The sequence below is a fragment of the Streptomyces sp. DvalAA-14 genome (assembly GCF_900091855.1).
Taxonomy (GTDB): Bacteria; Actinomycetota; Actinomycetes; order Streptomycetales; family Streptomycetaceae; genus Actinacidiphila.
Genome location: NZ_FMCH01000162.1, coordinates 1 through 10,644, shown reverse-complemented (window position 1 = coordinate 10,644; position 10,644 = coordinate 1). Strand labels below are relative to the sequence as shown.

Genomic DNA, 10,644 nt, shown 5'->3' with positions numbered 1-10,644 from the left:
ATCCGCGCGGTCCACCGCCACCCCGGCACCCCACCGCGCCCAACGCACCCCCGCGCCCGATCCGCCCGCGCCGCTGCCCGCCGGGCCCGCGGGCCAGGTCGGGGTACGGGCGAGGGCGTCCAGGAGGAGGCAGCCCGCCAGGTACTCGGAGCGGTAGAGGTCGGGGGATTCGGAGGGGAGGGGGCGGGTCCAGAAGGGGCGGGTGTCGGTGAAGGCGGGGTCGGTGACCGGGGTCAAGTAGTCGGTGCCGGTGATGGTGAAGGCGAGGGTGTCGCCGTGGGGGACCAGGGCCAGGTCGAAGGGGTGGGTGTTGACGGGGAAGTGGTGGCGGCCGAGGCGGAGGGTCGTGCCGTCGGGGGTGTAGAGGTCGAGGCGGTCCCGGAGGGTGCGGCTGGCGTCCTGGCGGGCGGCGGCGAGGGCGGCGTGGAGTTCGGCGGCCCGGGCGGGGTGGCCGAGGACGCGCAACTCGGCCGCTATACGGCGGTGTTCCTCCGGGAGCGGGTCGGCCGCGAAGTAGGCGGTGATCTCGTCGGGTGAGCCGAGGGCGGCGGCCCGGCGGCGGACGCCGTCCAGCACGCGCGCCGCCGAGCCGGTCAACCGCTCGACGCGCTCGGCCCGTTCATCGGCGAGGGCCTGCTTGCGGGCGGTGAGGACCTGGTGGATCTCCTCGCGCCGGGCGTCGAGGGCGCTGACCCGCTCCTGCACCGCACCGAACCGGGTGGTGAGATCCTCCACCTGGACGAGCAGCCGTCCGAGATGCTCCTCGCACCGCTCGGGTGTGTCGGCGGCGGCCAGCGCCCCACTGAGATCCTGCGCCAACAGCGCTGTCTCCGCGGCGAATTCGGCCGCCGACTCGGTGGTGAACAGCTCCCGGCGGCGTCCTTCCAGCACCGCTCGGGCGCGGTTGACCGCGCCGAGGACATCCGCGGCCCGCTCCAGGATGCGGGTGCGGACCGTCGCGTCGGCGATCCGCAGCGAGCCGGCCGTCTCGGTGACGGTGCCCAGGCCGGCCGCCTGCTCGTCCAGGGCGGCGGCCAGCGGCTCGGCGGCGGCCGAGGTGGTGATCGAGGCGGCTTCGGCGGCGAGGGCCGCGATGCGCTCGCGGTACGCGTCGAAGGCGTGCTCGTCGGCGAAGCGGGTGGCGGCGCGGCGGGTGGCGGTTGCCGTCACCTCGGCCAGCGCCTGCTCCAAGGCGTCGAGTTGGCCGGGGTCGGCGTACCGCAGCTCTCGCAGGCTCGCCAACCGGCCCCGTGCGAGGCGCAGTTCGGTGAGCCGGGCCACCCACTCCTGGGCGCCCGCGGCGGATTCGCCGCGCAGGCGGCGGCCCAACGCGGTGATGGTCCGCCCGGCTTCGGCCACCGAGGCCGCGGCCCGGGCGGTCGATTCCCGCACCCGGGCGTACTCGGCGAGCACCTGCCGCCCGGTGTCCCGCACGTCGGCCAGCGGGCCGGCCAGACCACCGGCGCGCAGGTCGGCGTCGCCGAGCCAGTGGTAGCGGTCCAGGACCCGCTCGGCGGCGGCGACCAGCGCCTCGTACACGGCGGCGGCCGGCTCCGGCGCCAGCGCGCTGCGGGCCACCGACAGGGCGTCGGCCACCGCCCGCACCAGATCGGGGTTGCCGATGCGTTCCAACGGGCTGTCGCCGACGGGCTGGGCGGCGGCCCAGGTGTCGGCGAGGTAGGGAGTGCGCCAGCGCTGGAGGGTGTGCACCCGGGCGGGCTCCCCGCCGTCGGCCGCGCGCAGGGCCAGCAGCGTCCCGTCCTCGTACAGCGCGGCACCCTGGACGTGCAGCGGCGCCGCGGCCTCCTCACGGATCAGGTTGTACGGCAGCAGCAGGCGCCGGCCGTCGGCTGCCGCGTGGAAGACGTAGAGCACGTCCTCGCCGTTGGCCGAGCGCACCAGCCGCTCGAACTCCAGCCCCTCGACGGGGACTTCGGCGCCGAGGTCGAAGGTGCGGGTGCCGCCGGCGGCGAGCGCGTACCCGCCGGGGAAGATCACCCCTTGCTCGTCGGGCAGCCGCAGGCACGCCCGGCCGAGTGCGTCGATCCGTTCCACCAGCGCGGTACGGGTGTTGACGGCGAAGTGGCGGTCCGCGCTCTCCCGGTACGGCCGCACCCGCAGCAGTAGCAGCGGTCCGACCGTGGCGTAGGCGGCCTCCGCGTCGGCGAGCGACTGCAACGCGTCCTCGACCGGCTCCTCGTACCGGGTCTCCCCGGTACGGATACGCACCATCCCCCCGGTGGTGTCCAGTTGGACGGTGCCGCCGTCGGCTGCGGTCAGCTCGATGTGGGGCTGCCGCCCGGGTACGAAGTGCTCGCGGGCGACCGGAAACCAGTTGAGGCCGGCCGCGGTGGCCGCCGGCTCGCTCGCGCGGCCGGCCCCTTCGTAGCCGCAGTTCCCGTCCCGCCCGACCCGCCATCCGAGGACCCGTACGTCCTCGGCCGCCGGCCCGGTCCGGAAGACCGCCTGCAGGCGGCTGTCCTCGACGCGGAGCCGCAGCAGCCGGGTCTCCCGGTAGTAGCGGTACAACTCGCCGAAGTCCCGGACGAATTGGGGGTCGTCGAGCAGGCCCTGCGGCTCGGGGGAGGCCGGCCCGGCCTGGTCGGACGCCGCGCGGAGCTGGAAGACGTCCGCCACCTCGGCGACTTCGGCGGGGTTGGCGGCGAACAGCAGCCAGCCGCCGACCGGGGCCACGTCGGCGGGCAGGGCCGGTCGGGCCGTGCGGAGGCGTTCGGTGCCGGCCAGCCGGAGTTCGGCCGAGCCGAAGACCTCCTGCCGCGCCAGGTTCAACGCCTCCGCCCGCGCCGCCAACTCTTCTGCCCCGGCGGTCAGTCGGACGCGCAGCACCTCGTAGGCGTCGGCGTCGGCGGCGTCCGGGCCCCGGACTCCGTCCGCGCTGTCCGCCTCGTCCACGCTGTCCCCGCCGCCCGCGCTCTCCCTGACCTGGGCGCCGGGCGCCCCCTCCGTACCGGACTGCCCGGCTGTGCCGCTCACTTCGCCACGCGACCGTTCGCCGAGCCGGCCGCGGCCGGTGCCACGGGAGCCACGGGAGCCACAGGTGCGGCCGGTGCGCCCGGCGTCACGGGGGCCGGCGGTGCCTCCGACCGTGCGCCGTCCGCGGTCACCCGGGCCAGCAGCGCCGCGAGATTGGCCCCGTTGTTCGCGCCGAGCGCGCTCAGGACCGCGGTGGCGTCCGCCGTGAAGCGTTCCGAGCCGTCCAGCCAGGGAGCCGCCAGCGCCTGCGCGGTCTCGGAGTTGGCGACGAAGGAGTCGAGCGAGCGGCCCGCGCTGACCGCGTTGAGCAGCCGGTCGAAGAAGACCGACTCGCCGCCGACGATGCTGATGTCGGCCTTCTCCAGGCCGGCCGCCAGCACGGCGGCCTGGGCCTCGGCGATCCGGCGCTGGCTGTCCAGCCCGGCCAGCCGGACATCCTTCTCGGCGGCCAGCCGCAGCCGGTACTCCTCGTGGCCCCGGGAGGCGTCGTCCAGCGCGGCCATGGCGGCGGCCTTCTCGGTGAGACCGGCCGCCTCGGCCTTGAGCTTCCCGCCGATCATGGCCGCCTCCGCGCTCGCCTGGGCCGCGGTGCCCTCGGCGGTGGCCAGGGCCAGCAGCCTGGCGCCTTCCGCCTCGGCCTGGAGCCGGGCCGCGGTCGCCCCGGCCTCGGCGATGCCCACCTTGGCGATCGCCTCGGCGCCGCGCTCGCGGACCTCGGCCTCGGCCAGTCCGGCGGCCGCCGCCTCGGCCCGCAGCCCCTCGGCGAGCCGGATCGTCGCCGCCGCGTCCATCTCCGAGCTGCGCCGGCGGGCCTCCGCCATGGTCAGCGTCTCGCGCGCCTTGTGCTCGGCTGCCTGCTCGGCTGCCTCGGCCGCCTTGATGTCCTTGACCAGCCGCTCCTGCGCCTGCGCCTCGGCGGTGATGACGAGGGCCTGCCGCTCGCGCTCGGCCTGCTGGACGAGCCGCAAGTGCTTGATGGACTCCTCCTGTTCGGCGACCGTGCGGTCCACCGCGATCCGTTCCCGCACCACGTCGGCCACCTCGCGCCGCTCGCCCTCGACCTCCTTGTCCGCGGAGATACGGGCGAGTTCGGTCTCGCGCTCGCGGGCGATGACCTCCAGTACGCGGTCCTTCTCGATCCGCTCGTTCTCGACCGCGATGACCCGCTCGCGGTTCTTCTGGGCGACCGCCACCTCGCGCGCCTGGTTCTCCCGCTGGACGCCCAGCGCCTCCTCGGTGTGGATGAACGCGCCCTGGGAGCCGAGCCGTTCCTCCTCCTGGACCCGGGCGGTGACGGCCTCCTCGCGGGCCCGGAGCGTGTCGACCTCGCGGCGCTGCTTGATCTCCGCCTCGGCCTGGCGGCGCTCCAGCTCCAGGATGGTCTCGCGGGCCTCGACGTTCTGCCGGGTGAGTTCCTTCTGCTCGGTGCGCTGCGACTCGTTGGTCCGTACGTGCTCGATCGCGGTCAGTTCGGTGATCTTCCGGATGCCCTGCGCGTCAAGGATGTTGGCCGGGTCGAGCTGGGTCAGGGGCGTCTGCTCCAGGAAGTCGATCGCGCAGTCCTCCAGGTGGTATCCGTTCAGATCGGTGCCGATGACCTGGATGATCCGGTCCCGGAAGCTCTCCCGGTGGGTGTAGAGGTCCACGAAGTCGAGTTGCTTGCCGACCGTCTTGAGCGCCTCGGAGAACTTCGCGCTGAACAGAGCTTGCAGCGTTTCCTGGTGGCTGGCCCGCTGGGTGCCGATGGCCTGCGCGACCTTGACCACGTCCTCCTTGGTCTTGTTGACCCGGACGAAGAAGGTGAGGTGGATGTCGGCGCGGATGTTGTCCTGGCAGATGAGTCCCTCGCGGCCGGTGCGCTGGATCTCGATGGTCTTCACGGAGATGTCCATCAACTCCGCGTTGTGCAGCACCGGCAGGACGACGGCGCCGGTGAAGGTGACGTCCACCTGCCTGGTCTTGGAGACGATCAGCGCCTGGCCCTGCTCGACCTTGCGGAAGAGCCGGCTGACGGTGAAGACCACTCCGAGTGCGATGAGGGCGAGAACGGCGATCAGTACGCCGATCCCTATGGCGGTGGCATCCATGGCGGATCCTCGAATGACAGCGGAAAACAGCGGAATGAACGGAGCGGACCGAAACAAATCGGAACGAAGCGCGGTGGAGCGGTGCGGCGGATCAGGTGACGGCGGGGGCGTCGAAAGGCGCGACCCAGAAGAACTCGCCGTCGGTGTCGTAGGCGTAGAGCAGGGCGGTGCTGCCGGCACTCAGGGCGGCCGCCCCGGGCCCGGGGCCGGACCGTGGGCCGGACCTCGCGCCGGACCCGTCCGAGGACCCGGTGTCGCGGGCCTCGCCCGCCGCCTCGGACAGGCGGACCTGGAGGATCGCGGTGGAGCCGTCCGGCGCGGCGACCTCGGCCTGGCCGAAGCGGGCGGTGACGCTGCCCGTACGGATCACGCAGATCCGGCCGAGGAAGTCCTCGCGGGAGGGCGCGCGCTCCTGCGGGAAGAGGTGGCGCAGGGGCCGCACCAGCGTCCAGGTCAGCGGCCAGGCGCCGAAGAGCGCGGCGACCAGGACCAGGAAGTCCACCGCGATCCGGGGCCGGCCGTCGAGTCCGGCGCCGTCGAGGGCGACGGACGCGGCCAGGCTCAGGAACCAGGAGAACGCGGTGAGCAGCGACAGGACCGCGACCACCGGCACCCCGCCGAGACCGGCCGCGCCGAGCAAGCCGGGGTGGCCCCCGTGTCCAGCCTGCCCGGTGTGCCCCCCGTGGTGCCCCGCCCCCATGTGGCCGTGTCCGGCGCCCGGGCCGTGCGCGTCGGCGACGCCGACCAGCACCCCCAGCCAGTAACCGACCACGACTACCAGGGCCCCACCGTAGAAGACGGTCGGAAAGCCGAGGACGACGCCGGTGAACTCCCCCATCCCCCTCGCGCCTCCCCCCGTGCCCCGTGTGGCTCTTCGACCGCCGTCAGCGATCGTGGCAGTACCGGGGCCCGCTCGGCATTGCCGGATTCCGGCAGTCTTGGCGGCATCCTGACGTCCTGGAAGCAGCCGCAACCATCCTGCGGGGCGGGGCGTCTCCGGCCCGGACCGACCGCCTCCACCGCAGGGCGGCCACCGCCGGGCTGCCACCGCACGGCTGCCACCCCGCCGCGAACGCCGCGTCGTCCGTGGCCGGACACACCAACGGCCGCCGTCCGGCGCGGTGGGCGCGGACGGCGGCCGTGGGGCCGGCCGGTGAGGGCCGGCGGAGCCGGTGGGCTCGGGCGGGTCAGGCCTTGGCCTGCGTGGCCTCGATCTCCAGGGCGATGCGGATCTTGTCGCTGACCGCGGCACCGGCGGCGCCACCGGTGACACCGAACTCGGAGCGGCTGATCTCGGTCGCGGCCGAGAAGCCGGCGATCGCGTGGCCCTCGTAGTGCGTGCCGAAGCCGTTGAGCTCCAGCTGCAGGGTGACGGTCTTGGTCACACCGTGCAGGGAGAGCTCGCCGTCGACCTCGAACAGCTCGGAGGTCTTGGGGCGGACCGCGGTGGAGGTGAAGGTCAGCTCCGGGAAGTTCTCGATGTCCAGGAAGTCGGCGCTGCGGACGTGGTTGTCCCGCATCTCGTTGTTGGTGCTCACCGAGTTGGTGTGGATGACCGCCTCGACCTTGGAGTCGAGGGGGTTCTCGGCGGTCGTGATGGTGCCTTCGAAGGAGGCGAAGGAACCGCGGACCTTGGACACACCCAGGTGACGAACATAGAAGGAGACGTCGGAGTGCACCGCGTCGATGGTCCAGGTACCGGCGACGTAGCCGTCGATGACATCGGTCTGCGTGGTCATTTTCGTGGAGCTCCTAGGGGACCGGGAAGAACGGAGGGTGGGGAAAGAGATATTTGAGCTTTCACGTAAACCCTAGCGCCTTGGTGTTGAGAGTTCAACCACCCGTATGCTTGCACCATGAGTGATGTACGTGACGTGCGGTGGCTCACCGGGCCGGAGCAGGAGATCTGGCGGGCCTACTTGTCCGCGAGTGTGGAGTTCGCGGCCCACATCGACCGGCAGCTCCGCCGGGACTCCGGCATGCCCATGGCGTACTACGAGATCCTGGTCCGGCTGTCCGAGGCGCCCGAGCGGTGCCTGCGGATGAGTGAGCTGGCCGACGCGTCATTGTCCTCCCGCAGCCGCCTGTCGCACGCGGTTTCCGCCCTGGAGAAGAACGGCTGGGTGGAGCGCCGCCCGGCCGACGCGGACCGTCGCGGCTGGGTCTGCGGGCTCACCGACGCGGGCTTCGACGCCCTGGCCGCGGCCGCGCCCGGCCATGTCAGCACCGTCCGCGAGAAGCTCTTCGACGTCCTCACCCCGGCCCAGCTCGACACCCTGCGTGATATTGGTCACGCCATCAGCGCCGGCCTGAAGGCGGACTGCGCCGAGGCCCGCGCCGAGGACGAGCAGTCCTGCCCCGACGCGGCCGGCGGTGCGGACGGCGCCGGCCAGGGGCCGTGCTGAGCGGACCCCGAGCCGACCCCGGCCGACCCTGACGCGACCCGGCACTACCCGCGTAGCGCTCAGAGCGGTTTGGCGGGCCAGTCCATCAGCCGGGCTCCGAGCGCGGCGGTCTCCAGGGTGTAGCGCTGCAGCGCGTCGTCCGGGTCGAAGCCGGTGAGCGCGGTGATGCGTTCCAGCCGGTAGGACAGCGCCCGGACGCTGAGATCCAGATGGCGGGCCGCCTCGGCGTTGACATAGCCGACAGCGGCGTAGGCGCGGATGGTCTCCAGCAGCGGTTCGGCGCCGCCGCGGGCCTGGGTGAGCGGACCGAGCACGCTACGGATCAGGTCGGCCATCGCGGCGCGGTCGCGCAGCAGCACCGGGAAGACCACGAGGTCCGCCGCGTTCAGCACCGAGGCGGTCATGCCGAGCCGCTCGGCCAGGTCGAGCGCGCTGAGTGCCTCCTCGTACGAGCGGACCACTCCCGGCGCCCCGCTGTGCGGGCGGCTCACCGCGACCCGGTGGGTCGAGGTGAGCCTGACGAAGGCGTCCAGCACCGCCCGCTGGGTGGTGGGCGTGACGCACACCAGGCGGCCGTCCTTGGGGGCTATCAGCGCGTCGTGGTCGCCGAAGCGGCCGGCCAGCTCGCGCTCCACCCGCTGCAGCAGCGGATGGCGGGCGTCGTAGACCTCGCCCTCGGGGGCGGCGGAGACAGCGACGAGGTGCCGGTCGGCGAGCCGCAGTCCGTACCGCTCGGCCTGTTCGGCGATACGGCCGGGGTCGCTGCGGCCGTAGAGCAGGTCGTCCACGAAGGCCCGGCGGTCGGCCTCGGCCTTGTGCACCGCGTGCCGCTGGGCACGGTCGTGGCCCTCGGCCAGGGCGGCGATGCCGCTCTCCAGCGCGCCGAGGACGGCGCTGCCGACCTGGCGCAGCTCGGCGGTGTCCCGGGCGCCGACCACGCCGGGCAGGTGCGGCCAGGCGCGGCGGGCCGCGGCCAGATGCGCCGCGGTCAGCTCGCGCAGGCCCAGCCCGGAGGCCGCCGCCTGCTCGCCGAGCACTCGCCGACTCTCCCGCTCCGCGCGGGTGAGCGTACGACAGCTGCTGGACACGTCCGCGAGCGTCTCCGGGAAACCGGCGACGAACTCCGGCGCCACGGCATGCGCTGCCGCCCCCGCCACCGACACCACCACAGGCCCCCTACCGTTTCCTACGGTTGCTTGCCCCGTCCCGGGGCGCCTCGAACATGCGGAGGCCGCCCGGTCGGGGAGCGGGGGCCCGCGGGGGCGATCGTCCTCGCGGGTGCGGTGATCGCGGTTACTTGGCGGTGGTGGCCGCGGTCGGCTGCGGGGTGGTCGCCTCGTTGGCGGTCACCACGTCGCTCGGGGTGATCGCCTCGGGCGCCGGCACCGTGGAAGACGTCGGCGCACCGCCGGGGGCAGGCGTGTCGTCGCTCTTCATCGCCTTGGCCTCGGACTTGAGAATGCGCATCGACTTACCGAGACCTCGGGCGGCCTCGGGCAGCTTCTTGGAACCGAACAGCACGATGACGACGATCGCCACCACGATCAGGTGCCACGGCTCCAGCCCGTTTCGCAACATGGGATCCTCGCTTCTCTCAGGGCCGACCACTCACACTTCGACCTTTGCATTGTCACCCGGAACCAGTGGGAGACAGCAACCGGGTACCCAAAGCATGCGCAAAAAGCTCGTGAACGGGAAGCCCCCTCCGCCCATAGACATGGTCCGGCCCGCGTCCCGCAGGTGCGGTGACCAGCGGGCAAAGGCGAATGTAACGGTCATTCACCCGTCCGGGTCGCGGGCCCGCGGATCCGCGCCGGACCCATGGTGCGGCCGGACCGGACCCACGCCGCGGCCCGACCGGAACCGGCCGCGCCCCGACCGGACGGGCGCCGGACGTGCCCGGGACCCCCTCCGGCCGCCCGCCGGACCCCGCTCCCCGGTCGGACCGGGAGAGACGGGGCCGGCGCGGCCCGGGTCGGTCAGGCGGTCTGCATCTCCACCGGGGCGGCGTCCAGGGCCTGTTGGATGGCGGCCACCAGACGGCGGGCCGAGTCGGCGGTGAGTTCCACCGCGACGCGGGCCCCCGGACCCTTGGCGGGGTCGGTGAAGTCGATGTTCAGCGTGTGCTCGGCCATCGCGTGCACGGGGTGGTCGAAGTAGACGGTGACGTCGGTGACGTGGAACCAGGAGCTGCCCGGCCCCTTGGCGCTGCCGTCGATCTCGTCCTTGACGGTGAGGTACGTGCACATGGTCAGCTCCCGAGGTGGCGGCCGAAGAACGTCTCGATCCGCTCCCAGCCGTCGTTCGCGGCCGGCACGTTGTAGCTGGGGCGGTCCGGGGCGAAGAACGCGTGGCCCGCGCCTTCGTAGCTGTGGATCTCGAACTCCTTGCCGAGGTCGGTGAGCCGCTGCTCCAGCTCGGCGACCTGCTCCGGGCTCGGGTAGGAGTCCTCGGCGCCGAACAGGCCGAGCAGCGGGGCCCCGAGGTCGGGCAGCTGCTCCACCAGGTTGGTGACCTTCAGCGGGAAACCGTCCGGGACCGTGCCGGTCACGAAGGCGCCGTAGCAGTCCACGGCGGCGTCGAGCGGGGTGCTGCAGGCAGCGAGCACCGACTGGCGGCCGCCGGAGCAGTAACCGATCACTCCGACCTTGCCGTTGGAGGTGGGCAGCGCGCGCAGGTGCGCGGCCGCGCCGGCCACGTCGCCGACCAGCCGCTCGTCCGGTACGCCGCCGTTCGCGCGGGCCAGCGCCGCGGCGTCGTCGGGCGCCGCGCCGGGCGCTTCGCGGGAGTAGAGGTTGGGGGCGATCGCGTCGTAGCCGAGTTCGGCGAAACGGCGGACGATCTCCTTGGTGGCGCGGTCGTAGCCGGGCAGGTGGTGGATGACGACGACACCGCCGCGGCTGGTCTCGCCCTCGGGGCGGGCCAGGTAGGCCTCGATCCGGTCCTCGCCGTGCCCGGCGACGGTGATCGTGGTCGCGGTCAGGGAGCCGGTGGCAGTAGCAGAGATTTCACTCATGACGCCAGCTATATCATAAGGCTGGACTGTTCAGTTTATGCTGAAGACCATGAGACCCAGCAGCGCTCCGGCCGGCCGCCCGGCGGGCACCCCGAACCAGGCGAGCGCCGAGGCGGCCGGCGGGACGCACGGGCCGGCCGGT

The 10,644-nt window shown here is 73.2% G+C and carries 9 protein-coding genes; 1 reads left to right on the top strand and 8 read right to left on the bottom strand.

Annotation, left to right across the window (positions count from 1 at the left end; all coding sequences use genetic code 11):
• The 4 genes from GA0115240_RS07955 to GA0115240_RS07940 form a co-directional block, all read right to left on the bottom strand.
• Positions 1-2,994 (bottom strand): DNA repair ATPase (locus GA0115240_RS07955; protein WP_176725010.1); only part of this gene is annotated, 2,994 nt, incomplete at its 3' end.
• Complete coding sequence (locus GA0115240_RS07950; protein WP_161302080.1) at positions 2,991-5,081, bottom strand: flotillin family protein; 2,091 nt, start codon at positions 5,079-5,081, stop codon at positions 2,991-2,993. The genes GA0115240_RS07955 and GA0115240_RS07950, both read right to left, overlap by 4 nt.
• Before the next feature lie 91 nt (positions 5,082-5,172).
• The gene (locus GA0115240_RS07945) at positions 5,173-5,919 is read right to left on the bottom strand and encodes a hypothetical protein (RefSeq protein WP_093735950.1); all 747 of its coding nucleotides are present in this window, start codon (positions 5,917-5,919) and stop codon (positions 5,173-5,175) included.
• Between the two features lie 349 nt (positions 5,920-6,268).
• A complete protein-coding gene (locus GA0115240_RS07940) occupies positions 6,269-6,820 on the bottom strand; it encodes a YceI family protein (protein ID WP_093735949.1) in 552 nt (183 codons plus the stop codon).
• A 117-nt stretch (positions 6,821-6,937) separates the two neighbouring features.
• Between GA0115240_RS07940 and GA0115240_RS07935 the strand changes: the two genes are divergently transcribed.
• Positions 6,938-7,486, top strand: coding sequence for a MarR family winged helix-turn-helix transcriptional regulator (locus tag GA0115240_RS07935; RefSeq protein ID WP_093735948.1), 549 nt, complete (start codon positions 6,938-6,940; stop codon positions 7,484-7,486).
• 59 nt (positions 7,487-7,545) lie between these two features.
• Here GA0115240_RS07935 and GA0115240_RS07930 read toward each other — a convergent pair whose 3' ends face one another.
• The 4 genes from GA0115240_RS07930 to GA0115240_RS07915 form a co-directional block, all read right to left on the bottom strand.
• Positions 7,546-8,643, bottom strand: a complete 1,098-nt coding sequence (locus tag GA0115240_RS07930; protein WP_093735951.1) for a PucR family transcriptional regulator — start codon at positions 8,641-8,643, stop codon at positions 7,546-7,548.
• Between the two features lie 136 nt (positions 8,644-8,779).
• Complete coding sequence (gene tatA, locus GA0115240_RS07925) at positions 8,780-9,064, bottom strand: Sec-independent protein translocase subunit TatA (RefSeq protein ID WP_093735947.1); 285 nt, start codon at positions 9,062-9,064, stop codon at positions 8,780-8,782.
• Positions 9,065-9,465: 401 nt separating this feature from the next.
• A complete protein-coding gene (locus GA0115240_RS07920) occupies positions 9,466-9,735 on the bottom strand; it encodes a DUF6295 family protein (protein ID WP_093735946.1) in 270 nt (89 codons plus the stop codon).
• A 2-nt stretch (positions 9,736-9,737) separates the two neighbouring features.
• Positions 9,738-10,502 (bottom strand): dienelactone hydrolase family protein, encoded by a 765-nt coding sequence (locus tag GA0115240_RS07915; protein WP_093735945.1) that lies wholly within the window; start codon positions 10,500-10,502, stop codon positions 9,738-9,740.
• Positions 10,503-10,644: the final 142 nt, after the last annotated feature.

Bases quoted from the DNA above. Each gene is read 5' to 3' on its own strand.
- GA0115240_RS07920 (WP_093735946.1), bottom strand. From the start codon at position 9,735: ATGTGCACGTACCTCACCGTCAAGGACGAGATCGACGGCAGCGCCAAG.
- GA0115240_RS07945 (WP_093735950.1), bottom strand. From the start codon at position 5,919: ATGGGGGAGTTCACCGGCGTCGTCCTCGGCTTTCCGACCGTCTTCTAC.
- GA0115240_RS07940 (WP_093735949.1), bottom strand. From the start codon at position 6,820: ATGACCACGCAGACCGATGTCATCGACGGCTACGTCGCCGGTACCTGG.
- GA0115240_RS07935 (WP_093735948.1), top strand. From the start codon at position 6,938: ATGAGTGATGTACGTGACGTGCGGTGGCTCACCGGGCCGGAGCAGGAG.
- tatA (WP_093735947.1), bottom strand. From the start codon at position 9,064: ATGTTGCGAAACGGGCTGGAGCCGTGGCACCTGATCGTGGTGGCGATC.
- GA0115240_RS07915 (WP_093735945.1), bottom strand. From the start codon at position 10,502: ATGAGTGAAATCTCTGCTACTGCCACCGGCTCCCTGACCGCGACCACG.
- GA0115240_RS07950 (WP_161302080.1), bottom strand. From the start codon at position 5,081: ATGGATGCCACCGCCATAGGGATCGGCGTACTGATCGCCGTTCTCGCC.